Source organism: Streptomyces sp. SudanB182_2057 (assembly GCF_964272715.1).
GTDB classification, from domain to species: Bacteria; Actinomycetota; Actinomycetes; order Streptomycetales; family Streptomycetaceae; genus Streptomyces; species Streptomyces rubradiris.
The window spans coordinates 1,013,509-1,037,484 of sequence record NZ_OZ186798.1 but is presented as its reverse complement, the minus strand read 5'-3'; the positions used below and the strand labels follow the sequence as shown (position 1 = coordinate 1,037,484).

The window sequence follows — 23,976 nt, the reverse complement described above, 5'->3', positions numbered from 1 at the left end:
GAACTGTGCGACAAGCCACGACGGACCCGCACCCCGCGACGGCGCTCCAGGGGCAGACGCTCACGCTCCCCAGCCCGCCTGCTCCCCGCCGATCCGCTCGGCGACGATCTTCTCGGCCCACCCGGACCGGGCGTACGCGGCCATCGGATCGGGGTCCACCCCCATCTCCTCCCGGACCTCACGGAGCAACGGCCGCACATCCGTGTCGTAGGCGTCCATCAGCACGGCGTTGGCCCCCAGCACGTCCCCCGCGGCCTGCGCCTTCGCCAACGCGTCCCTGTCGACCAACAGCGCCTTGGCCGTGGCCTCCTGGACGTTCATCACGGAGCGGATGATCGCCGGGATCTTCGGCTCGATGTTGTGGCACTGGTCGAGCATGAACGCGACCTCGGAGGTGAACCCGCCGCCGCGCACCACCTCGTACATGATCCGGAACAACTGGAAGGGATCCGCCGCCCCCGCCATCAGGTCGTCGTCGGCGTAGAACCGCGAGTTGAAGTCGAACCCGCCGAGCTTGTCCGCCCGCAGCAGCGTGGCGACGATGAACTCGATGTTGGTGCCCGGCGCGTGGTGCCCGGTGTCCACCACCACCCGCGCCCGGTCGCCGAGTCCGAGGCAGTGGGCGTAGGCGGTTCCCCAGTCCGGCACGTCCGTGGTGTAGAACGCCGGCTCGAAGAGCTTGTACTCCAGCAGCATCCGCTGTTCGCCGCCGAGCCGCGCGTACACCTCGGCCAGGCCCTCGGCCAGCCGGTCCTGGCGGGCGCGCACATCGTCCTGCCCGGGGTAGTTGGTGCCGTCCGCGAACCACAGCTTCAGGTCGCGGGACCCGGTGGCGTCCATGATGTCGACGCAGCGCAGCAGGTGGTCCACGGCCTTGCGCCGTACCGCCGCGTCCGGATGACAGATGCTGCCCAGCTTGTAGGCGTCGTCCTGGAAGGTGTTGGAGTTGACCGTGCCCAGCCGCACCCCCCGCTCCTCGGCGTACTTCGCGAGCGCCGCGTAGTCCTCCACGGTGTCCCAGGGGATGTGCAGGGCGACCGACGGCGCGACCCCGGTGAACGCGTGCACCCGCGCCGCGTCCTGGAGCTTCTCCCACGGCGAGCGCGGCACCCCGGCCTGCGTGAACACCTTGAACCGGGTGCCCGAGTTCCCGTACGCCCACGACGGCGTCTCGACGGCCTGGGTCTTGAGCGCGGCCTTCACCGCGGCGAGGTCGGTCACTTCAGGGCTCCTGTGGATGTCGGGCGGACGACGGACCGAGCGTATGAAACGATTCAGAACGGCAAGCTAGGGGCCGCCACCAGGGGTGTCAAGCGCTCCGGCCGCGCCGACCGCCCCGACTGTGCCACATCCCTCGGTGCTCGAAAGTTTTTCGATCCGGGCCCATTGACGTGACGCGGTCACGGTGCCTACGGTCCCGGCAATCCACTTGAAACCTTTCATGGCATCGTGGGCGTCCCAGCGGCCCCGCGCCGGTGTCGTAGAGGAGCCCCCATGACCCACCCGCCCGGCCCGGGGCCGGTCCCGGTGCTCGCGCTGAAGGGCGTCTCCAAGTCCTTCGGCGCCGTACGCGCCCTGCGGGACGTCTCCCTGGAGCTGCTGCCCGGTGAGGCGCACGCCCTGGCCGGCGAGAACGGCGCGGGCAAGTCGACGCTGATCAAGACCCTCGCCGGGGTGCACCGCCCGGACGCCGGACACGTACTGCTGGACGGCGAACCCGTCGTCCTCCACGGCCCCGGCGACGCCCGTGCCGCCGGTATCGCCGTCATCCACCAGGAACCCACCCTGTTCCCGGACCTGTCGGTCGCCGAGAACATCTTCCTGGGCCGCGGACCCACCCGCGCCCTCGGCCGGATCGACCACAGGGCCACCCGCGAGGCGACGGCCGCGCTGATGCGGCGGCTCGGCGTCGGTCTCGCCCCCGAGCGGCCCGCCCGCGGACTGTCCATCGCCGACCAGCAGTTGGTGGAGATCGCCAAGGCGCTCTCCTTCGACGCCCGGGTCCTGATCATGGACGAGCCGACCGCCGCCCTCACCGGCAGCGAGGCCGCCCGGCTCTTCGGCATCGTGCGCGGCCTGCGCGAGCAGGGCGCCGCGGTGCTGTTCGTCTCCCACCGGCTTCAGGAGATCCTCGAGATCTGCCAGAAGGTGACCACCCTGCGCGACGGCGCCCGGATCGCCACCGAACCCCTCGCGGGAATGACCGAGGACGACCTGATCCGCCGCATGGTCGGCCGTGACCTGGCCGAGCTGTACCCGAAGCGGCACGTCCCCGTCGGCGACGTCGCCCTCAGCGTGCGCCGGCTGACCCGCGAGGGCGTCTTCACCGACGTCTCCTTCGACGTGCGGCGCGGCGAGATCGTCGGCCTCGCCGGGCTGGTGGGGGCCGGCCGCACCGAGGTCGCCCGGGCCGTGTTCGGCGTCGACCGCCGGGACGCGGGCGAGGTCGAGGTCGCCGGCCGGCCGCTTCCCAACGGCGCGCCGTCGGCCGCGATGGCCGCCGGACTGGCCCTCGTCCCCGAGGACCGGCGGGCCCAGGGCCTGGTGATGGACCTGTCCGTCGAACGGAACATCGGCCTGACCGGCCTGCGCACGACCGCCCGGGCCGGACTGGTGCACCGGCGCGCCGAACGCCGCCGGTCCCTGGACTGGGCGGTGCGGCTCCAGGTGAAGTACGCCCGGATCGCGGACGCCGTCTCCACCCTGTCCGGCGGCAACCAGCAGAAGGTCGTCCTCGCCAAGTGGCTCGCCACCGCCCCGAGGGTACTCGTCGTGGACGAGCCGACCCGGGGCATCGACGTCGGCACCAAGGCCGAAGTGCACCGGATCCTGGGGGAGTTGGCCGCCGACGGGGTGGCCGTCCTGATGATCTCCTCCGATCTGCCGGAGATCCTCGGCATGGCCGACCGGGTCCTGGTGATGCACGAGGGCCGGATCACCGCCGACCTCCCGCGCGCCGCCGCCACCGAGGAGACCGTGCTGGCCGCCGCCACCGGGAAGGCCGCCGCATGACGGTGACCACCACGGACGAGCCCTCCGCCGCCGGGACACCCCCCTCCGGCGGCGCCCGGCTCCTGGAGCGCGTCCTCAGGATGCGCGAACTCGCCGTCCTCGCCGTCTTCCTGGTGATGATCGCGGTCACCCAGGCGGGCAACAGCCGGTTCCTGTCCGAGCAGGGCGTGAAGGACCTGCTGCTGAACGCGGCCGTCCTGGTGCTGGTGGCCACCGGACAGTCGCTGGTCGTCCTCACCCGCAACGTCGACCTGTCCGTCGGCTCCACGCTCGGGATCAGCGCCTTCGCCGCCGGCACCTGGCTGCACGGGGGCGGGAACGCGGTCGTCGCGGTGCTCCTCGCGGTCCTGCTCGGCGTCGGCTGCGGGCTGCTCAACGGCCTGCTCGTCAGCCTCGGCCAGGTCCCGGCCCTCGTCGTCACCCTCGGCACCCTCTACATCGTGCGGGGCGCCGACTCCCTCTGGGTGGGCGCCCGCCAGATCACCGCCGCCGATCTGCCCGCCGGCTTCGCCGACTTCGGATCCGGCGGCATCCTCGCGGTGCCCTGGCTCGCGCTGATCGCGCTGGCGGTGCTCGTGGCGACGGCGTACTACCTCAAGCACTACACCGGCGGCCGGGAACTGTACGCGCTCGGCTCCGGCCCCGAGGCGGCCCGGCTGGCCGGCATCCCCGTGCGCCGCCGCATCCTGGCCGCCTACACGTGCTGCGGCGCCCTCGCCGGACTGGCCGGAGCGCTGTACCTGGCGCGGTTCGGCAACGTCGACTCCGGCACCGGCAGCGGCTACGAACTCACCGTGGTCAGCGCGGTGGTGGTCGGCGGCGTCGCCTTCACCGGCGGGTCCGGCAGCGTGTACGGCGCCGCGCTCGGCGCCCTGCTGCTCACCTCCGTCAACAGCGTGCTGCCCGCGCTCGGCGTCAGCTCCGTGTGGGTGCTCGCCATCGACGGCGTCCTGCTGCTGCTCGCCATCGCCGTGGACCGGGTCGTCGCGCTGCGGGTGGCCGCCGCCCTGAAGAAGGGTCCGGGCCCGAGGAGGACCGCCATGGCGAAGGGGAACGCCGGTGCGTGAGTCACGGAGGGCGACGCCGGCCCTCGAGCCGCGGAGGGCGACGCCGGTGCGTGGGCCACGAACGGGAACGCCGGTGCGCAGGTCACGAACGGGAACGCCGGTGCGCAGGTCACGGAAGGGAACGCCGGTGCGTAGGTCACGGAAGGGAGCGCCGGTGCCCGGGCCGCGCGAAGGAACGCGGATGCCCGAAGCCGCGAAGGAGGTCACCCGTGCCTGAGCCGCTCACCCGCGCGATCCGCTGGGACACGGTCGTCGGCGCGCTGCTGATCGTGCTGTCGCTGCTGTCGTTCGGCACCGTCGACGGCTTCGGCAACGCGCTCAACCTGTCGTTCCTGCTCGGCAACACGCTCCCCATCGCGCTGATCGCCCTGCCGATGACGCTCCTGGTGGTCTCCGGTGACGTCGACCTGTCCGTGGCGTCCACCGCGGGCCTGTCCGGCGCGGTGCTGGGCCGGCTGTGGAACGAGGGCCTGGCCATCGAGACGATCATCCCGCTGTGCCTGCTGCTGGGCGTGGTGTGCGGGCTGGTCAACGGCCTGCTGGTGACCCGGCTCGGGCTGCCCTCGCTCGCGGTCACCATCGGCACGCTCGCCGCGTACCGGGGGATCGCGCAGATCGTGCTGGGCTCCGACACGGTGACCGACTTCCCGCCGGAATACCTGGACTTCGCGGCCGGCCGCATCGGCGACTCCTTCCTGCCGCGCGCCTTCCCCCTCTTCCTGGCGCTGCTCGTCCTCGCCGCGGTGGTGCTGCACGCCACCCCGTTCGGCCGCTCGCTGTACGCGATCGGGGCCGGGGAGGAGGCGGCGCGGTTCGCCGGCATCCGGGTCGGGCGGACCAAGCTCGCGCTGTTCGTCGCCACCGGGTTCATGTCCGCGCTCACCGGGGTGTTCTGGGTCCTGCACTACGCCAGCGCCCGCTACGACAACGCCACCGGCCTCGAACTGTCCGTCGTGGCCGCCGTGTTGCTCGGCGGGATCGACTTCGCCGGGGGCCGGGGCACGATCGGCGGCGCCCTCGCCGGGGTCTTCCTGCTGGGCGCGCTGCAGAACGTGCTGAGCCTGCTGAACGTCTCGGCCCAGTCGCAGACCGTGGTGACCGGTGTGCTGCTCGTGGTGTCCGTGCTCGGGCCCCGGGCGGCCCGGCAGGTCGCCGTGGCGCGACGGTCTGCCTAGATCCTCCCTCCGGACGAAGGACACCTACGATGCCGCACCCCTCCCCGCGCCGCGCCCGCGTGCTGCTCGCCGCCGGCACCGGTCTCGCCCTCGCCCTCACCGCCTGCGGCGGCACCACCAAGGACGACGTCAAGGCGGACTACGCCGCCCCCGCCCCCGCCGGCCCGGCCGACCCGGACGCCGCGACCAAGAAGGATCTGACCGTCGGCTTCCTGCCCAAGCAGGTCAACAACCCCTACTTCAGTACCGCCGGCAAGGGCGGCGAGCGGGCCCTCGCCGAACTCGGCTCGCACTACAAGGAGGCGGGTCCGGGCAGCGCCACCGACACCTCCGGGCAGGTGAGTTACGTCAACACCCTCACCCAGCAGCGGGTGGACGCCATCGCCGTGTCCGCGCAGGACCCCGGCGCCCTGTGCACCGCGCTGCGGCAGGCCATGCGGGGCGGCATCAAGGTCGTCACCTACGACTCCGACACCACCCCCGGCTGCCGCAACGCCTTCGTGTCACCGGCCGGTGCCGAGGACCTGGGCCGTACCCAAGTGCGGCTGCTCGCCCGGCAGATCGGCTACAAGGGCGAGATCGCGATCCTGTCCGCCGCGCAGACCGCGACCAACCAGAACACCTGGATCGGCCATATGAAGGACGAGCTGAAGGACCCGAAGTACAAGGACATCCGGCTCGTCGGCATCGCCTACGGCAACGACGACGCCCAGCAGTCCTTCCAGCAGACCCAGGGCCTGCTCCAGGAACACCCGGACCTGAAGGGGATCATCTCCCCGACCACCGTCGGCATCAAGGCCGCCGCCCAGTACCTGTCCGGGTCCAAGTACAAGGGCAAGGTCCGGCTGACCGGCCTCGGCACCCCGGACGACCTGCGCCGGTACGTCAAGAACGGCACCGTCGAGGCCTTCGCGCTGTGGGACCCGGCCAGGCTCGGCGCGCTCGCGGCCCGCACCGCCGTCGCGCTGGCCTCCGGGCAGATCAGCGGCAGGCGGGGCGAGACCTTCCGGTCCGGCGGGACGACGTACACCCTCGGCGAGAACGGCGTGATCGACCTCGGCGAGCCGACCGTGTTCGACGCCCGCACCATCGACCGGTACCACTTCTGAGAGAACGGGGACTGTTCATGCGGCGCGTGTGCTTCCTGCTGAAGGTCAGGGCGGACCGGCTCGCGGAGTACCGGGCGCGGCACGCGGCCGTCTGGCCGGAGATGCTCGACGCCCTGAAGGCGACCGGCTGGCACAACTACTCGCTGTTCCTGCGCGAGGACGGCCTGCTCGTCGGCTACCTGGAGACCGAGGACTTCGCCGCCGCCCAGGCCGCCATGGCCGCCACCGAGGTCAACGCCCGCTGGCAGCGGGAGATGGCACCCTTCTTCGAATCCCTGGACGACGCCCGGCCCGACGAGGCCATGCGACCGCTCACCGAAGTGTTCCACCTCGACTGAACCCGGGAGCCACGCGGATGAGACCCCTGCCGACCGGGCCGGCCCGCACCCGACTGGACGCCCGCGCCCTGTACTTCGTCTCCTACGACGGCCTGGTCAACACCAACTCCTTCCAGAAACACGGCCTGCTGACCCACGGCGGTCACCAGTACGCCGTCTGGTACACGGCGAGCCGCGAGGCGGTCGTGGCCCGCCGCGCGCTCGGCACCGCCGCCTGGTCGGCCGTCGTCCTGCCCCACCGGCTGAAGGCCGACGACTCCCACAACGTCATCTGCATGGGCGTCTCCCCGGTGGACGGCCGCCTGCACCTGAACCTCGACTCCCACAGCGACGGCTTCCACTACGTCAAGTCCGTCGCCGGACTCCTGGACGACCCCTCCGGCACCGCCTGGGGCCCGTCCGCCTTCGGGCCCGTACAGACCACCCTGGACGGCCTGCCGCTCACCGAACGGTTCACCTACCCGCAGTTCCTCACCACCCCCGAGGGCCGGCTCCAGCTGTCCTACCGGGCCGGCGTCTCCGGCGACGGCCGCAACGCCCTCGCGGAGTACGACGGTTCCCGGTGGACCGCGCTGGGGGAGTGGTCCGGCGCCACCGGCACGTACACCAGCGCGCACGGCTCCAGCACCGCCCGCAGCATGTACCTGCACGGCCTCGACTACGACCGGCGCGGCCGGCTGCACGCCCTGTTCACCTGGCGGGAGCGGGACCCGGCCGTCCTCGCCGACGGCGGCGGACTGACCAACCACGACACCGGCTACGTCACGTCCGACGACCGCGGCCGGACCTGGCGCGACGACGCGGGCGAGGTGGTGGGCACCACCGGCGGGCCGGACCGGGTCCGCGTCACCGACGCCGGCCTGGTCGTCGACCCGCTGGGCCCAAACCACTGCCTGATGAACCAGGAGAGCCAGTGCACCGACTCGGCCGGCCGGCCGCACGGGGTCGTCAGCCACCTCCCCGTCCGCCTCGGCCCGCGGCCCGGCGGCTACGCCTCGGCCCGCACCGCCCACGCCCGCGCCCACCATCTGCGCAAGACGGCCGCCGGCACCTGGCGGAAGACCGAGATCCCCGTCCCGCTCCGCTCCAGCCAGCGCACCAGGCTGGTCCTGGACCGCCACGACAACGCCTACGCCGTGCTGCCCCGCGGCCGGATCGCCGCCGCGTCGGCGGCCAGTGGGCACACCGACTGGACGCTGCTGTTCGACGGCGCCGGGCTGAACGCGTTCGGCGAGGTGGTGGTGGACGAGACCCGGATCGCGGCGGACGGCGTCCTGTCGTTCATGTACCAGGAGAAGTCCGCCGGTACGACGCCCTCACCGCTGTACGTGGCCGACTTCGTCCTGCCGGCGTGACGGTAATGTGAGGCTCGTCCCGCCGCATCCCGTCCTCTGGAGGTCCGAAACCCGATGGCCCAGTCGGTGGGTATCAAGGATGTCGCCCGCGCCGCCGGAGTGTCGGTGGGCACGGTGTCCAACGTCATCAACCGCCCGGACACCGTGGCGAGCGAGACCCGGGCCCGGGTGCTGTCCGCGATCGACCGGCTCGGTTACGTCCGCAGCGAGTCCGCGCGCCAGCTACGGGCGGGCCGCAGCCGGATCATGGGGCTGCTCGTGCTCGACATGGGCAACCCGTTCTTCGTGGACGTCGCCCGCGGCGCCGAACGGGCCGCCCGGGCCGCCGGGTTGGGCGTGATGGTGTGCAACAGCGCCCAGGACGCGGCCGAGGAGGCCGAGTACCTCTCGCTCTTCGCCGAACAGCGGGTGCGGGGCGTGCTGCTCACCCCGGCCGACGCCACCGGCCGCAACATCGCCGCCTTCCGCCGGCACGGCATCCCGTTCGTGCTGGTCGACCGGGTCGCCGAGGGCACCACCGAGTGCTCGGTGTCGGTGGACGACGTCGCGGGCGGCGCGCTCGCGGTGCGCCACCTGGTGGACGCCGGGCACCGCTCCCTCGCCTACGTCAGCGGCCCGCCCGGCCTCAACCAGGTCCGCGACCGGCGCACCGGCGCGCTGTCCGCGCTGGCCGAGGCCGGGCTCGGGCCCGAGGCGCTGCGCGAACTGCCCACCGAACGCCTCGACGTGGCCGCGGGCCGGGACGCGGGCGCCCGGCTGCTCGGCCTCGCCGACCGCCCCACCGCCGTCTTCTGCGCCAACGACCTGCTCGCCCTCGGGTTGCTCCAGGCCATGTACGCGGCGGGCGTCACCGTCCCCGACGACCTGGCGATCGTCGGCTACGACGACATCGAGTTCGCCGCCGCGGCGGCCGTCCCGCTCACCTCCGTACGCCAGCCCGCCGTCACCCTGGGCGCCCTCGCCGCCGAACTGCTGCTGGAGGAGACCGAGCGGGGCGAGCGGGCCCACGAGCACCGCCGGGTGGTGCTCCAGCCGGAGCTGGTGGTGCGCCGCTCCAGCCTGGTCGCGCGCTGACCTCCGGTCCGGCGCCGCACCGCGGTCCCGGGGTGCGGCCCGCGCGCGCCGATGTGCTGAACTGGGAGGCGTCCGTACCGCCCGTCCCGGGAGACCCGTTGAGCCACAGCTACCGCCAGCCCGGCGTCGTCCTCACCGACCACCGCTTCACCGTGCCCCTCGACCACGCCGACCCCGGGGGCGAGACCATCGAGCTGTACGCCCGCGAGGCGGTGGCGAGCGGCAAGGCCGGGCAGGACCTGCCCTGGCTGGTGTACCTCACGGGTGGGCCCGGCTTCGGGGCGAATCGTTTCGTCGGACGTCAGTCCTGGCTCGACCGGGCCCTGGAGGAGTACCGCGTCCTGCTGCTCGACCAGCGCGGCACCGGCCGCTCCACCCCCGCCACGCGGCAGACGCTCCCGCTGCGCGGCGGCCCTGCCGCCCAGACCGACTACCTCACCCACTTCCGCGCCGACTCCATCGTCCGCGACTGCGAGGCCATCCGCCCCCGCCTCACCGGCGGCGCCCCGTGGACCGTGCTCGGCCAGAGCTACGGCGGCTTCTGCACGGTGTCGTACCTCTCCCTCGCCCCCGAGGGCGTGCACACCGCGCTGATCACCGGCGGCCTGCCCTCCCTGCACGCCCACGCCGACGACGTCTACCGGGCCGCCTACCCGCGCATCGAGCGCAAGGTCGCCGCCCACTACGACCGCTACCCCGAGGACGTGCGGCGGGCCCGCCGGATCGCCGACCACCTCCTCACCCACGACGTGGTCCTGCCGAACGGCTACCGCTTCACCGTGGAGGCCTTCCAGTCCCTCGGCCTGATGCTCGGCACGAGCGACGGCAGCCACCGGCTGCACCTCCTGCTGGAGGACGCCTTCGTGCGCACCCCCGCCGGCCACGAGCTGTCCGACGCCTTCCAGGAACAGGCGCAGGCCCTGCTGTCGTACGCCGGCCACCCGCTCTACGCCCTCGTCCACGAGTCGATCTACGGCCAGGACGCCCGCCCCACGGCCTGGGCCGCCGAACGCGTCCGCGCCGAGTTCCCGCGGTTCGACGCGGCCAAGGCCCTCGCCGGGGACGGCCCGGTGCTCTTCACCGGCGAGACCGTCCACCCCTGGATGTTCGAGACCGACCCCGCCCTGCGGCCCCTGCGCGAGACCGCCGAACTGCTCGCCGCCCGCACCGACTGGCGCCCGCTGTACGACCCGGCCCGCCTCGCCGCCAACGAGGTGCCCGTCGCCGCGGCCGTCTACCACGACGACATGTTCGTGGACGCCACCCACTCCCTTCAGACCGCCGCCGCCATCCGCGGCCTGCGCCCCTGGGTCACCAACGAGTACGAGCACGACGGCCTGCGCACGGCACCCCGGGTCCTGGACCGGCTGCTGTCCCTGGTCCGCGACGAGGCATGACGGACGGCCCGCCCCGGCTTGACCCTCCCCCTACGTCAGGCCGCAGCCTGTGACCGGACGAAAGGGCGGGCACATGGGCTACTCGGTGGGCCAGGTCGCGGCGTTCGCCGGGGTGACCGTGCGGACGCTGCACCACTACGACAGGACGGGGCTGCTCTCGCCCGGCGAGCGCAGCCCCGCCGGCTACCGCCGCTACGGCGACGCCGACCTGGCCCGGCTCCAGCAGATCCTCTTCTACCGGGAACTGGGCTTCCCGCTCGACGAGATCGCCGTCATCCTGCGCGACCCGCACGCCGACGCGCTCGGTCATCTGAGGGAACGCCAGCGCCGACTGCGCGAGGAGATCGCCCGGCTCGAACGCCTCGCGGAGGTGGCCGAACAGGCCATCGAAGTGCAGCGCACCGGGGTAGCGCTCAGCCCCGAGGAGCGCTTCGAGGTCTTCGGCGAGATCTCCTTCGACCTCAGCTACGCCACCGAGGCACAGCTGAAGTGGCGGGACTCGGCCGCCTACCGGGAGGCGATGGCACGGGCGGCCGGCCACGGCAAGGAGGACTGGCGGCGGCTGATGGCCGAGGCCGCCGCCTGGCGGACCGGCCTGCTCGCCGCCTTCGACGCCGGCGAACCCGCCGACGGCGAGCGGGCCATGGACCTCGCCGAGGAACACCGCCGCCATCTGACCCGATGGTTCACCCCCTGCCCGCCGGACACCCACCGGCGCGTCGCCGACGACCTGGCCGCCGACCCGCGCGCCTTCGCCCTCCTCGTCCCGCCGTCACAGCAACGGCCCGGCCTCGCCGCGTACGTGAGCAAGGCGATCCACGCCAACGCCGCCCGCCGCGAAGCCGCGGGGCCGGATCCCGAGGAGCAGCCATGAGAATCCTGATCGCCACGGCCGGATCGCGCGGGGACGTCGCCCCCTACACCGGCGTGGGCGCCGCGCTGGCCCGCGCCGGGCACCAGGTGACGCTGGCCGCCACCGACGGCTTCGCCGGCCTCGCCCGCGGTGCCGGGCTGGGATTCCGGCCGCTGACCGCCGACCCGCGCGCGCACGGCGGGGCCGGGAGCCGGCGGGACCTCATGCGCACGGCCGCCGCCTTCGTCACGGAACTCGGCCGGGGGTTCGCCGACGCGGTCACCGACGACACCGAGCTGCTCCTGCTGTCGGCCACCACCGCCCCGCTCGGCTGGCATCTCGCCGAGGCCACCGGCCTGCCCAGCCTCGGCCTGTATCTCCAGCCGACCGCGCCCACCGGTGACTTCCCGCCCGTGGTCACGGGCGCCCGGTCGCTGGGCCGGGCCGGCAACCGGGCGGCCGGCCGGTTCGCGCTGCGCATGACCGACCGGATCTACGCACCGGCGGTCGCCGAGCTGCGCCGCCGGCTCGGGCTGCCCCCGCTCACCGCCACCGCGATGCGCCGCCGCCGGGAACGGGCGCACTGGCCGGTGCTGCACGGCTTCAGCACGGCCCTCGTCCCCCGGCCCGCCGACTGGCGGCCCGGGCTGGAGGTCGCCGGCACCTTCTGGCCCCACGTGGACCCCGGCGAACGGCTGCCCGCCGCGCTGGAGGACTTCCTGCGGGCCGGACCCCGGCCGGTCCTCGTCGGCTTCGGCAGCATGGCCGCCGGGCAGGGCGAGCGGCTGAGCGAGATCGCCGTGGCGGCGCTGCGCCGGGCGGGGCTGCGCGGCATCCTGCAGTCGGGCGCGGCCGGGCTCGCCGCCGACGGGGACGACCTGCTCACCGTCGGTGAGGTGCCGCACGCCCTGCTGTTCCCGAGGCTGGCCGCCGTCGTCCACCACGCCGGGGCGGGCACCACCGCCGCCGCGCTGCGCGCCGCCGTCCCCTCGGTCGCCGTACCCGCCGCGGCTGACCAGCCGTTCTGGGCCGCCAGGCTCGCCGCGCTCGGCGCCGCCGCGGCCCCGGTCCCGCTGCGCGGCCTCACCGCGGAACGGCTCGCCGCGGCGCTCACCGAGGTGACGGGCCGGCGGACGTACGCGGCCGCCGCCGCACGGGCCGCCCGGCAGATGGCCCTTGAGGACGGCGCGGACCGGGTGCGGGCGGCCGTCGGGCGGGTGGCCGGGCGGTGCGACGGACCGGGAGCTTTCGCAGGTCAGTAGGCTGGTCCCCATGCCGGAGAAGACGACCGACCCCGCCGACCTGCGGGGCGACTGCGCACAGTGCTTCGGACTGTGCTGCGTCGCCCTGCCCTTCGCCCGCTCCGCCGACTTCGCGGTGAACAAGCCCGCGGGCACCCCCTGCTCGAACCTCCGGGACGACCACCGCTGCGGCATCCACGCCCGCCTGCGGCAGCGGGGCTTCACCGGCTGCACGGTCTACGACTGCTTCGGCGCCGGGCAGAAGGTGTCCCAGGTCACCTTCGGCGGACGGGACTGGCGCGGCGGACCGAAGGAGCACGCGCGCCGCGTGTTCGACGTGTTCCCGGTCGTCCGGCAGCTGCACGAGCTGCTGTGGTACCTGACGGAGGCGCTGGGACTGCCCGCCGCCGCGCCCGTCCACCCCGAGCTGCGCACGGCCCTGGAGCACACCGAGCGGCTCTCCCGGCAGGGCCCCGAGGAGCTGGCCGCGCTGGACGTGGCCGCGCACCGGCAGGAGGTCAACGTGCTCCTGCTGCGCACCAGCGAGCTGGTCCGGGCCGGGGCCACAGGCAAGGGCAAGGGGAAGGCGAAGGGCAAGGACCGGCGGGGCGCGGACCTGATCGGCGCCCGGCTCAGGGGCGCCGATCTGCGCGGGGCGAGCCTGCGCGGTGCCTACCTCATCGCCGCCGACCTCACCGGGGCCGACCTGCGCGAGGCGGACCTGATCGGCGCGGACCTGCGGGACGCCGATCTCACCGACGCGGACCTGACCGGGGCCTTCTTCCTCACCCAGCCGCAGGTGAACGCCGCGCGGGGCGGCGCCGGTACGCGGCTGCCGGCGTCAGTCACCCGCCCCGCGCACTGGACAGCGGCTCGCTGAACGGGGCGCCGCCGGTTCCTGCCGCCGGGCGGCGGCGGGTTCGCCCTGGTCCAACGGGGCCGTGGGCCGCGCCTCTTCGGGGTGCCGGCGTCGTCGTTCCAGGCGTAGCCGCAGCCCCTCCGGCATGAGGGTCAGGCGTTCGGTGACGGTCAGGCGGTAGCCGGGGTCGGTGCGCAGCTCGTAGCGGCGCAGCAGCAGGCCGAGGACCAGGACCGCCTCGTGCAGGGCGAACTGCCGGCCGATGCAGGCCCGGGCCCCGGTGCCGAACGGCTTGAAGGTGTGCGGCGGACGGGCGCGTACGGCGGCCGGGGTGAAGCGGTCCGGGTCGAACCGCTCGGGGTCCGGGCCCCACACCTCCGGCGCGCGGTGCAGCATCGGCGTCAGCACCAGGGCCCACGCGCCCCGGCGCATCGGATGCTCCCCGGCCAGGACCGTGTCCTGGCGGGCCTCGCGGGCGAAGGCGGGCGCGGTCGGCCACAGCCTGAGCGACTCGTCCAGCACCCGGCGTACGTAGCGCAGCCGGGCGACCTGGTCGTAGCGGGGCCGCGGGGTGTCGCCCCAGACGCGGTCCACCTCGGCCCGGGCCCGGGCGGCGATCTCCGGGTGCCGGGCGAGGTAGTACAGGGCGAAGGAGAGCGCGCCCGAGGTGGTCTCGTGGCCCGCCACCAGGAACGTGATGACCTGCTTGCGGACGTTCTGCGGGGACAGCCGCTCCCCGGTCTCCGGGTGCGCGGTGGCCAGCATGCGGTCCAGCAGGTCCCCCTCGCCGTCCCCGGACCGGCGCCGGGCCGCCACGAGTTCGTCCACCGTGCGGTTCAGGTAGGCCATGTCGGCCGCGTTGCGCCGGGCCGCGGTGCGCAGCAGCAGCGGGGCCAGCTGAACGGGGACGGTGTTGAGGCGCTGGGCGTAGCCGAGGGTGCCGACCATCGCGGTGACGAACGGGTGCGGCCGGTCGCGTTCGAAGGAGCCGAAGTCGTGCCCGAAGCCGGTCCGCGCGATGGTCTCCAGGGTCAGCCGGGTCATGTCGCCGGGCACGTCCACCGTGTGCCCGGCCGCCAGCCGCCGGTCCCAGTGGTCGGTGAGCCGGCCCGCCACGGACAGCATCATGCCGTGGTAGCCCTCCATGGCCTCCCGGCTGAACCCGGGCGCCAGGACGTCGTGCGCCAGTTGCCAGTTGGGCTCGTGGTTGTAGGCGGTGAACAGGCCGTCCCCGGCCACCGGCCGCAGGTTGGCGACGCCCAGCCCGACGTGTTTGGCGAACCGTGACTCGTCGGCGAGGTCGGCGACCAGCCGTGACCCCCACACCAGCACGAACTCGTTGCCGAAGGCCCGGCGCCGGAAGATCGGGCCCAGCTCCCGGGCGTGGCGCAGGGAGTCCTGGAGCGGGCGCTGCCGGTCCACGCCGAGCACATCGCCGAGCAGCGGCAGCCGGTGCCGCGGGTGCGGTATGCGATGCAGTTCCGGCCAGCCCCGCTCAGCGCTCCGGAAGCCCTTCGGCGGCCGGTTCCCCTTGGTCTTCGTCGTCTCCGCCATGCGTGATCCCCCTTGATCCAGCGGATGGTTGACGCCGCCCCCGCGTGTTGGACGTGGGTTCAATAACGCGTTTCAGTGTGGTGCCGTATTAGATTCGGCGTCAAGTAGAGTGACGGCATGCCCGCGAACGAGGGGGAGCGCGCCCGGCGCCGGCTCAGTACCGAAGAGCGCCGTGAGCAGTTGCTGTCGGTCGGCGCGAAGCTGTTCTCCGAAAGCGCCTACGACAACGTGTGGGTGGAGCGGGTCGCCGAGATCGCCGGGGTGTCGCGGGGGCTGCTGTATCACTACTTCCCCACCAAGCGGGAGTTCTTCGCCGCGGTCGTGGAGCGCGAGAGCGAGCGGATGCTGCGGATGACGGCGGCCGTGCCCGGGGTGCCGGTGCGCGAGCAGCTGACCGCCGGGCTCGACGCCTACCTCGGCTATGTCGAGGCCCACGCGCACGGCTTCCGCGCCTTCCATCGCGCCGCCGCGGCCGGTGACCCCGCCGTGCGCCGCGTCTACCGGCGGGCGCTGGCCGCGCAGGAGCGGCAGATCCTGGCCGCGTTCGCCGCCGACCCCGAGTTCGGGCCGGTCGTCGGGAGCGCTCCCGAGGTGTGCCTGGCGGTGCGCGGCTGGCTCGCCTTCACCACCGCCGTGTGTCTGGAATGGCTCGGCGGGGCGGGGGAGTTGGGTCGCGAGCGGGTGCGCGACCTGTGTGCCCGCGCGCTGCTGGGTGTCCTCGCGTAACCCGGAACGACTCCGTCCGCCGGTGCGGCGCGGTTGGCGCGCGCCTCGAACTCCGATAGGTTAGGCAAGGCTTACCTAAGGAGGTCTCGGATGGGTGACACGCAGGACTGGACGGCCGCCCCCGGCGCGGCGGAACGGGCACGCACGGTGCTGTCCGTCGCGTGGTCGTGCGCGGTGACCGCGGACGGCGTGCGCGAGGAGTACGCCGGAGCGCACACCGTGACCGAGGACGGCCGGGTGCGGCTGACCGTGCCCGACGACAGCGGCCTGTTCGCCGCGTCCCTGTGCGCCCCGCGCCAGGAACCCTCCGCCCTGCTGGAGTTCGCCGACGTCGCCCCCGTACCGGTGCGCAACCGCGTCCGGGCCCGGCTCTACCTCTCCGGCCGGCTGGAGCCGTCCGAGGGCGCCCTGCTCTTCCGCCCCACCCGCGTGGTACTCCGGCAGGCCTCCGGGCCCGTCGTCGTCGACCTCGACGAGTTCACCGCCGCCCGGCCCGACCCCCTCGCCGAGGCCGAGGCCCGCCTGCTCACCCATCTCGCCGACGCCCACCCGGACGCCGTCGAGCGGCTCAGCCGTCTGGTGCGGCCGGAGAGCCTGCACGCCGCGACCCGGGTGGTGCCGCTCGCCGTCGACCGGCACGGACTGACCCTGCGCATCGAACGCACCCGCGCCCACGGTGACGTACGGCTGCCCTTCCACGCGCCCGCCGACGACCTGCCCCAGCTCACCGAGCGGGTGCACGCCCTGCTGGCCCAGGCCGCCGCCGCGGGCTGCCCCCGGGCGCTACAGCGGCAGCGCGCAGACGGCGACGGGTGACGCGAACGGCTCGCCGGCCGGGCTCAGCCGCCCGCTGCCCGCGTCGACGTGGAAGACGGTGACCGTGCCGGAGCGCTGGTTCGCCGCGAACAGCAGCCGGCCGTCCGGGGAGAACGCGATCTGCCGCGGGAAGTCCCCGCCCACCGGCACCGTCCCCAGCAGCCGCAGCCGGGCCCCGGCGGACTCCACGGCGTACCGGGCGATGCTGTCGTGGCCCCGGTTGGCCAGGAACGCGAACCGGCCGTTCGCCGTCACCAGGAGCTGCGCCGGATAGTTGGTGCCACCGTCCGAGCCCGTCGGCTGCGGCGCGCCGACGCTCAGCCGCCCGGAGCGCGGGTCGTAGGCGCACACGGCCACCGTGTCGTCCACCTCGTTGGCCAGATAGGCGTACCGGCCGCCGGGATGGAAGGTCAGATGGCGCGGGCCCGCGCCGGGCCGGGTGTGCGCCCGGGCCGTCTCCGCGAGCGTGCCCCGCACCGGATCCAGGCGGTAGGTGTAGACGGTGTCGGTGCCCAGGTCCACGGCGAGCACGTGCCGTCCGTCGGGACTGGTGACGAACTGGTGCGCGTGCGGCCCCTGTTGACCGGGCCCGGGCGGCGGCGAGGTGTGCGTGACCCGGCCGGTGCGCTCGCCCAGGGCCCCGGAGGCGTCGATCGGGTGCACCGAGACGCTCCCCGAGCCGTAGTCGGCGCTCAGCAGCCAGCGGCCGGTGGGATGCACCGACAGGTGGCAGGGACCCGCGCCGCCGGTGCTCCGGGTGCCGAGGACCCGTCGGTCGGCCAGGCGTACGGCCGTCACCGCGCCGTCCTGCCGCTCGGCCACCGCGTACAGCGTCCGCCCGTCCGGGTGCACGGCCAGATACGACGGGTCGGCCACCCCGGTGAGTGTGCCCTCCCCGGTGATCCGGCCCGACCGGGGGTCGTACGACGCGATGCCGATGCCGGTGCCGCCGCCCGCCACCGAGGTGTAGGTGCCCACGTACAGCGGGCGCGGCCGCGACGCTCCCCGGGGCGGCGCGGCCGGTTCCGGCGCCCCGCGCGTCGCCGCCCCGTCCGCCGACGGGGCCACCCGGGCCGTGCACGCGGTGACCGTCGCCGTGCCGGCCACCGCCCCGACGAACCGGCGCCTGGTCCACCCGCCGCCGCGCTCCCGGCTGCGCGCGGAAGTCCCTGACTGCGTCTCCATGCCCCACCTCAGGTCGTCGGCCGGCCCGCTCCTGACAGGACACCTTGGCCCGCACCCGCCGCCAGGGGCAACCCGTGCCGCGCCCGGGCGGCCCCGGCGCACCTCACCGGGAACGGTTGCCGAAACCCGCGCGATTGCGCCACAGCTCCTCCTGGACGCCGAGCCAGTCGCGCAGCCGGGCCAGCCGGGGCAGCTTGGTCCGGTGCTCGCGGGAGACCCGGTCCAGCTCCTCCAGCAGCCGTCGGGTGCGGTGCTCGGTGTTCAGCTCGTCGATGATCCTGGTCGTCTCGGTCAGCACCGCGCCCAGCAGCTGCCAGTCCGTCCAGTTCTCGGCGATCTCCTCCCGGAGCTGCTCCGCCAGCCGGTCCCGGGTGCCGGCCGCCGTGTGCAGCTCGGCCGACAGCCGGGCCTCGGCCGACTCGGCGTCCTGGCTCAGGTCCGTGGTCACCAGCACCGCGAAGCTGACCACCGCGTCGGCGATCTCCGACAGCAGCTGCTCCACGGTCGCCCCCACCCGGGCCGGGAACAGGTCCTGCGAGCCGCGGGCCTTCGCCAGGTCGGTGAAGGAGCGGGCCAGCACCCGCAGCACCACCGTGCAGATCTCCAGCGTGTCCAGGCCGGTGCGCAGCACCACCCGGTGCAGCAGCCCCTCCTTCACCCGCGGATTGAGTCGCAGGCTGTCCTCCGCCTGCCGCAGCGCCGCGTCCACCCCCGTGATGTCGTGGTCCAGCCGGCGCGCCTCGTGCAGCCGCTCGGCCGCCCGCTGCCAGGGGACCCGGCCCGCGGCCTCCTCGCCCATCCGCAGCATCAGCTGCCGCACCCGCCGGGCCAGGCCCTCGATGGACCGGCCCGCCTCGTCCACCCACACGGGCGGTGGCAGCAGCAGGTTGCAGGCGGTGCCGACGGCCGCGCCGATCAGCGTCTCCACGATCCGGGCCCACGCGGTGTACCCGACCGTGGCGCCGAGCACCAGCATGGCGCTGATCGCCACCTCGGCCGTGTACTCGTCCACCCGTACCAGCCGGCCCACGGCCAGCGCGGCGACGATGAGCAGCGCCAGGCTCCACCAGGTCAGGCCCACCAGCACACTGAACGCGATGGCGACCAGCACACCGGCGACCACCGAGTTCACCCGGCGGATGCCGTTGGTCAGCGTGGCGTAGAACGTCACCTGGACGACCAGCAGCGCGGTCAGCGGCGCGGTGAGCGGGGCCGGCTCCGGGCTCAGCCGGAGCGCGATGACATAGGCGACCGACGCGGCCCCGGCCGACCGCAGCGTCTGGACGACCGCCGGCTCCCGGCGACGCCTCAGCACCCGCCGCAGTCCCGAGGTCCACTTCCGTACGTTGATCATCCTTTGGCCTGTTCCCGTTCCTCGGGCAGGTCGAACCTGGCCGTTCGCGGGCTGTTTCCGGCCACGCCCGCCACGGCGCGGGCCGGGCGGCTCTCAGGTGTACAGCTTGTCCAGGAAGGCGAAGAGATTGTCCCTGGTCCGGGCGATCTGTTCCTCCAGGGTCAGGCTCTCCTCGAACCGCACCCCGGACTCCGGCGCCTTCCTGCCCCGCACGTACAGCGAACACGCCAGGTCGGTGCACATGTACAGCCCGACCGAGTTCCCCTCCCGGCCGGCCGTGCCCGCCTTCCGCGCGGTCATCAGCGACACCCCGCCGCCGGGGTGCGTGGTCAGGCACACCGAGCACAGGCTGCGGTGCAGGAAGCCGCGCTGCGAGGCCGGATAGCGCAGGGTCACACCGGTGAGGCGGCCGTCGCGCTCGGTGACCAGATAGCTGCGGTCGGGCGCGCCGGGATCGCGCCAGCCGAGGAAGTCCAGATCCTCCCAAGGGCGGTCCCCGAGATCACGCGGCACGGCCAGACGCTTGGCCTCGCCCTTGGAGCAGTTGACGAAGGAGGCGCGGATGTCCTGCTCGGTGAGCGGCTTCATGGGGGGGTCCTTCCGGATACGACGGCACGCTGCCTATGGTTCCTAGGCGTGCAACTATTGTATTTAGCCCCCGAGGAGTGGGCCAACGGTTTTCCGGCAGGGCTAATCGGACTCCTCGGGCCGCGCCCTCGGGGGCCAGACCCCGGGCAGCAGCACGCCCAAGGCGTAGGCGCGGGCGACCAGTTCGGTACGGTTGGCGGCACCCCAGCGCGCCGACAGCCGCCGCAGGTGATAGGTGACGCCGTCCCTGCTGAGCCCCAGCTCACGGGCGGCGCGGGCGGTGGTGGCCCCGCCGGCCAGCAGCGCCAGCACCTGCCGCTCCACCTCCGTGGTGGGCGCCGGTCCGGGCCCGGGCGCGGCGCGCTCGCCCAGCACCCGCAACATCACCAGCAGCGCCGGAGTCTCCTGCGCGCTGTCGCTCACCGGATCCGCGGTCAGCTCCCCGTACCGCTCCGCCCCGCCGGGCGCCCGCCAGCACACCGACACCTGGTAGCGGGAGCGGTGCCGCAGCCGCAGCGCCTCGGCGATCCGCTCCACCTGGCCGGCCTCCTGCGGCCGGAACAGCTCCAGCACCTGCCGGCCGCGCAGCCGCCCCGGGGTGGTGCCGCACTCCGTGGCCATCGCCGGATTCGCCAGCACCACCTGGCCGTACACATCGCACACCGCCACCGGCACCGACACCCGGTCGAACACCAGCAGCGCGCGGTTGCGCCAGGTCACCGCGTCGGCCCGTCCCGCCTCCATCGCACCTCCCGGTCCGCCGGCCGCCCGCCCATCAAAGAGGAAAAGGCAGGTCAGCGGCAACTCGGGGGCGACGGGCACGGCCCTCAACCGGCCGCGCCCGCGGCTGACCGGACACCGGGTGGCGCTGCCCGGTCCCGCGCGGGCACGCAAGGGCCGCCGCGGACTTTCCCCTACACGATTGTGTAGTGCCGTGGCGCCGGTCCGGCCCGCCCGTCGACCACCCTGGAGCGCAGGAGTCCGTTTCCGCGAAAGGCAGTTGTCGCGCATGCCCCCCACCACACTGCACCCCGAGCCCGCCGCCACCCTGCCCGGCGTCCCCCTCGTCGACATCACCGCCACCGGCCCCGGCCGGACCCCCATCCAGCAGGTGATGGGGCTGATGCGGGAGCACGGCCCGGCGCTGGTGCGCCGGCTGCACGGCCGGGACGCGCTGTTCGTCGCCGACGCGGACCTGGTCGCCGACCTCGCCGACGAGGAGCGGTTCGCCAAGCACGTCGGACCCGCCCTGGAGAACGTCCGCGAATTCGCCGCCGACGGCCTGTTCACCGCGTACAACGACGAGCCGAACTGGGCCAAGGCGCACGACATCCTGATGCCCGCCTTCGCGCTCGGCTCGATGCGCACCTACCACCCGGTGATGCTGAAGGTGGCCCGCCGCCTCATCGACTCCTGGGACCGGGCGGCCCGGGACGGCCGGCCCGTCGACGTGCCCGACGACATGACCCGCATGACCCTCGACACCATCGGGCTGGCCGGATTCGACTACGACTTCGGCTCCTTCGAACGCGCCGAACCGCACCCCTTCGTGGAGTCGATGGTCCGCTGCCTGGAATGGAGCATGACCCGCCTGGCCCGCACCCCCGACGGGGACCACACGGCCGCCGACGCCGCCTTCCGGGCCGACGCCGACTACCTCGCCCGGGTCGTGGACGACGTCATCGCCGCCCGCACCGGCACCGACCAGAGCGGCGCCGAGGACCTGCTCGGGCTGATGCTCAGCGCCCCGCACCCCGCCGACGGCACCACCCTGGACCCGGCCAACATCCGCAACCAGGTCATCACCTTCCTGATCGCCGGCCACGAGACCACCTCCGGCGCCATGTCCTTCGCCCTGTACTACCTCGCCAAGCACCCCGCCGTGCTCCGGCTCGTCCAGCGCGAGGCCGACGCGCTGTGGGGCAGCGCCCCCGACCCCGAGCCGACGTACGACGACATCGGCCGGCTCACCTACACCCGCCAGGTCCTCAACGAGGCGCTGCGGCTGTGGCCGACGGCCGCCGCGTTCAGCCGGCACGCCCGCGAGGACACCCTGCTCGGCGGCCGCATCCCGCTGCGCGCCGGCCAGGCCGTCACCGTGCTCGCGCCGATGCTGCACCGCCAGGCCGTGTGGGGCGACAACCCGGAGCTGTTCGACCCCGAGCGGTTCACCCCCGAGGCCGAGGCGGCCCGCCCGGTGCACGCCTACAAGCCGTTCGGCACCGGCGAACGCGCCTGCATCGGACGGCAGTTCGCGCTGCACGAGGCGACGATGCTGCTCGCCCTGCTGGTCCACCGCTACCGGCTGCACGACCACACCGGCTACCGGCTCACCGTGAAGGAGACCCTCACCCTCAAGCCCGAGGGCTTCACCCTCACGCTCACCCCGCGCACCGCCGCCGACCGCGCGCACGCCCCGCTGCCCGGCACCGCCCCCGCGCCCGCCCAGGACACCCCGGCCCCGGACACCCTCCCGGCGCGGGTCCGCCCCGGCACCCGCGCCCTGTTCCTGCACGGCAGCAACTACGGCACCTGCCGCGACTTCGCCGCCCGGCTCGCCGACGAGGCCGCCGCCGTCGGCTGCGCCACCGAGGTCGCCGCGCTGGACGCCTACGCGGACGGCCTGCCCGCCGACCGGCCCGTGATCATCACCGCCGCCTCCTACAACGGCCGCCCCACCGACGACGCCACCGCTTTCACCGCCTGGCTCGACGGCACCCCCGACCTGACCGGCGTGACCTACGCAGTCCTCGGCGTCGGCGACCGCAACTGGGCCGCCACCTACCAGCAGGTCCCCACCCGGATCGACGCCCGCCTCGCCGAACTCGGCGCCACCCGGCTCACGGGGCGCGCCGCCGCCGACGCCTCCGGCGATCTCGCCGGCACCGTACGGGAGTTCACGGACCGCCTGCGCACCGCGCTGCTCGCGCGGTACGGCGACCCCGACGCTGGGCCCGGCACCCCGGAGGAGGAGCCCGCCCACGCCTACGAGGTACGCACCCTGACCGGCGGCCCGCTGGACGCCCTCGCCGCACGGCACGGACTGGTCCCGATGACCGTCACCGAGGCCCACGACCTCACCGCGCCCGGCCACCCCCGCACCAAGCGGTTCCTGCGCGTCGCCCTGCCCGACGGCGTCACCTACCGCACCGCCGACCACCTGACCGTGCTGCCCGCCAACGCCCCGGAGCTGGTGGACCGGGCGGTCGCCGCGTTCGGTCTGGACGCCGACGCCGTCCTGGACATCCGGGCCACCCGCCCGCGCCGCGACAGCCTTGCCGTCGACCGGCCGCTGACGGTACGCGAACTCCTCACCCACCACGTGGAACTGCAGGAACGCCCGACCGACCGGCAGCGGGCCCAGCTCGCCGCGGCCAACCCCTGCCCGCCCGAGCGCGCCGCCCTCGCCGCCCTGCCCGGCGACGACCCGCGCACCCTGGTGGAGCTGGCCGAGGACCACCCGGCGCTGCGCGGCGCCCTCGACTGGCCGGTACTGCTCGACCTGCTCACCCCGCTGCGCCCCCGCCACTACTCCATCTCCTCCGCGCCCGCGGCCGACGCCCGCCACGCCGACCTCATGGTCTCCGTGCTCGACGCCCCGGCACGCTCCGGCAAGGGCCGCTACCGGGGCACCGGCTCCGGCCACCTCGCCTCGCTGCGGCCCGGCGACACCGTGTACGCCCGGGTCCAGCCCTGCCGTGAGGCGTTCCGCGTCGACGGCTCGGCACCGGTGGTCATGGTCGCCGCCGGCACCGGACTCGCGCCGTTCCGGGGCGCCGTCGCCGACCGGCTGGCCGCCCTCCGCGCGGGCGCCGAACTCCCGCCCGCCCTGCTGTACTTCGGCTGCGACGCACCCGACGCCGACTATCTGCACGCCGACGAGCTGCGGGCCGCCGAGCGGGCCGGCGCCGTCGCGCTGCGCCCGGCCTTCAGCGCCGCCCCCGTGAACGGCGCCGCCTTCGTCCAGCACCGCATCGCCGCCGAGGCCGACGAGGTGTGGCGGCTGCTGAGCGCCGGGGCACGGGTGTACGTGTGCGGCGACGGCGCCCGCATGGCACCCGGCGTCCGCGAGGCGTTCCGTACCCTGTACCGGGAACACACCCCGGACGCCGACGCCGCGCAGGCCGAGCGGTGGCTCGACTCGCTGGTGGCGGACGGACGTTACGTGGAGGACGTGTACGCGGCCGGGTGAGCCGGGGCGTGGGGGAGGGGCACGGTGGGCGAATCCGGCGGGTGCCGGAAGGGGCGGGGGCCCGCCCGCCCGTCCCTCCGG

The 23,976-nt window shown here is 74.3% G+C and carries 20 protein-coding genes; 14 read left to right on the top strand and 6 right to left on the bottom strand.

Annotated elements, in window-relative coordinates:
* Positions 1–60 precede the first annotated feature (60 nt).
* Positions 61–1,221 (bottom strand): L-rhamnose isomerase, encoded by a 1,161-nt coding sequence (rhaI, locus tag ACSURM_RS04145; RefSeq protein ID WP_436953567.1) that lies wholly within the window; start codon positions 1,219–1,221, stop codon positions 61–63.
* Between the two features lie 273 nt (positions 1,222–1,494).
* On the opposite strand from rhaI, the gene ACSURM_RS04140 reads away from it, so the two are divergent.
* From ACSURM_RS04140 to ACSURM_RS04090, 11 genes are all read left to right on the top strand, one after another.
* Positions 1,495–3,012 (top strand): sugar ABC transporter ATP-binding protein, encoded by a 1,518-nt coding sequence (locus ACSURM_RS04140; protein ID WP_436953565.1) that lies wholly within the window; start codon positions 1,495–1,497, stop codon positions 3,010–3,012.
* A complete protein-coding gene (locus ACSURM_RS04135) occupies positions 3,009–4,079 on the top strand; it encodes an ABC transporter permease (RefSeq protein ID WP_436953563.1) in 1,071 nt (356 codons plus the stop codon). The genes ACSURM_RS04140 and ACSURM_RS04135 overlap by 4 nt, the downstream gene beginning before the upstream one ends.
* A gap of 209 nt (positions 4,080–4,288) precedes the next feature.
* Positions 4,289–5,254, top strand: coding sequence for an ABC transporter permease (locus ACSURM_RS04130; protein ID WP_436953561.1), 966 nt, complete (start codon positions 4,289–4,291; stop codon positions 5,252–5,254).
* 29 nt (positions 5,255–5,283) lie between these two features.
* The gene (gene rhaS / locus ACSURM_RS04125; protein ID WP_436953559.1) at positions 5,284–6,363 is read left to right on the top strand and encodes a rhamnose ABC transporter substrate-binding protein; all 1,080 of its coding nucleotides are present in this window, start codon (positions 5,284–5,286) and stop codon (positions 6,361–6,363) included.
* Positions 6,364–6,380: 17 nt separating this feature from the next.
* Positions 6,381–6,701: an L-rhamnose mutarotase gene (locus ACSURM_RS04120; protein WP_436953557.1), complete on the top strand. Its 321-nt coding sequence runs from the start codon at positions 6,381–6,383 to the stop codon at positions 6,699–6,701.
* 17 nt (positions 6,702–6,718) lie between these two features.
* Positions 6,719–8,056 (top strand): BNR repeat-containing protein, encoded by a 1,338-nt coding sequence (locus ACSURM_RS04115; RefSeq protein WP_436953555.1) that lies wholly within the window; start codon positions 6,719–6,721, stop codon positions 8,054–8,056.
* 54 nt (positions 8,057–8,110) lie between these two features.
* Positions 8,111–9,130, top strand: a complete 1,020-nt coding sequence (locus tag ACSURM_RS04110; protein WP_436953553.1) for a LacI family DNA-binding transcriptional regulator — start codon at positions 8,111–8,113, stop codon at positions 9,128–9,130.
* Positions 9,131–9,228: 98 nt separating this feature from the next.
* Positions 9,229–10,527, top strand: a complete 1,299-nt coding sequence (locus ACSURM_RS04105) for an alpha/beta fold hydrolase (RefSeq protein ID WP_436953551.1) — start codon at positions 9,229–9,231, stop codon at positions 10,525–10,527.
* A 73-nt stretch (positions 10,528–10,600) separates the two neighbouring features.
* Positions 10,601–11,401: a MerR family transcriptional regulator gene (locus ACSURM_RS04100; protein ID WP_436960922.1), complete on the top strand. Its 801-nt coding sequence runs from the start codon at positions 10,601–10,603 to the stop codon at positions 11,399–11,401.
* Positions 11,398–12,642, top strand: coding sequence for a glycosyltransferase (locus ACSURM_RS04095; protein ID WP_436953549.1), 1,245 nt, complete (start codon positions 11,398–11,400; stop codon positions 12,640–12,642). The genes ACSURM_RS04100 and ACSURM_RS04095 overlap by 4 nt, the downstream gene beginning before the upstream one ends.
* Before the next feature lie 10 nt (positions 12,643–12,652).
* On the top strand, positions 12,653–13,501 hold the full coding sequence (locus tag ACSURM_RS04090; RefSeq protein ID WP_436953547.1) for a pentapeptide repeat-containing protein: 849 nt from the start codon (positions 12,653–12,655) through the stop codon (positions 13,499–13,501).
* Here ACSURM_RS04090 and ACSURM_RS04085 read toward each other — a convergent pair.
* A complete protein-coding gene (locus ACSURM_RS04085; protein ID WP_436953545.1) occupies positions 13,463–15,034 on the bottom strand; it encodes a cytochrome P450 in 1,572 nt (523 codons plus the stop codon). The genes ACSURM_RS04090 and ACSURM_RS04085 overlap by 39 nt on opposite strands.
* A 117-nt stretch (positions 15,035–15,151) precedes the next feature.
* Between ACSURM_RS04085 and ACSURM_RS04080 the strand changes: the two genes are divergently transcribed.
* Positions 15,152–15,760 carry a TetR/AcrR family transcriptional regulator gene (locus ACSURM_RS04080; RefSeq protein ID WP_436953544.1) on the top strand — a complete coding sequence of 203 codons (609 nt, stop codon included), beginning with the start codon at positions 15,152–15,154 and terminating at the stop codon, positions 15,758–15,760.
* A 90-nt stretch (positions 15,761–15,850) separates the two neighbouring features.
* A complete protein-coding gene (locus tag ACSURM_RS04075) occupies positions 15,851–16,576 on the top strand; it encodes a DUF2470 domain-containing protein (RefSeq protein WP_436953542.1) in 726 nt (241 codons plus the stop codon).
* On the opposite strand, the gene ACSURM_RS04070 is transcribed toward ACSURM_RS04075, so the two are convergent.
* The 4 genes from ACSURM_RS04070 to ACSURM_RS04055 all read right to left on the bottom strand — a co-directional run bounded on the left by ACSURM_RS04070 (position 16,544) and on the right by ACSURM_RS04055 (position 20,447).
* Positions 16,544–17,761, bottom strand: coding sequence for a lactonase family protein (locus ACSURM_RS04070; RefSeq protein WP_436953540.1), 1,218 nt, complete (start codon positions 17,759–17,761; stop codon positions 16,544–16,546). The two genes, ACSURM_RS04075 and ACSURM_RS04070, sit on opposite strands and share 33 nt — an antisense overlap.
* A gap of 103 nt (positions 17,762–17,864) precedes the next feature.
* On the bottom strand, positions 17,865–19,115 hold the full coding sequence (locus ACSURM_RS04065; protein ID WP_436953538.1) for an FUSC family protein: 1,251 nt from the start codon (positions 19,113–19,115) through the stop codon (positions 17,865–17,867).
* Between the two features lie 93 nt (positions 19,116–19,208).
* Positions 19,209–19,703 carry an FBP domain-containing protein gene (locus ACSURM_RS04060; RefSeq protein ID WP_436953536.1) on the bottom strand — a complete coding sequence of 165 codons (495 nt, stop codon included), beginning with the start codon at positions 19,701–19,703 and terminating at the stop codon, positions 19,209–19,211.
* A 102-nt stretch (positions 19,704–19,805) separates the two neighbouring features.
* Positions 19,806–20,447 carry a PAS domain-containing protein gene (locus ACSURM_RS04055; RefSeq protein ID WP_436953534.1) on the bottom strand — a complete coding sequence of 214 codons (642 nt, stop codon included), beginning with the start codon at positions 20,445–20,447 and terminating at the stop codon, positions 19,806–19,808.
* Positions 20,448–20,712: 265 nt separating this feature from the next.
* Here ACSURM_RS04055 and ACSURM_RS04050 point away from each other — a divergent pair, with 265 nt between their 5' ends.
* Positions 20,713–23,895 carry a bifunctional cytochrome P450/NADPH--P450 reductase gene (locus tag ACSURM_RS04050; protein WP_436953532.1) on the top strand — a complete coding sequence of 1,061 codons (3,183 nt, stop codon included), beginning with the start codon at positions 20,713–20,715 and terminating at the stop codon, positions 23,893–23,895.
* The last annotated feature ends 81 nt before the right edge of the window (positions 23,896–23,976 follow it).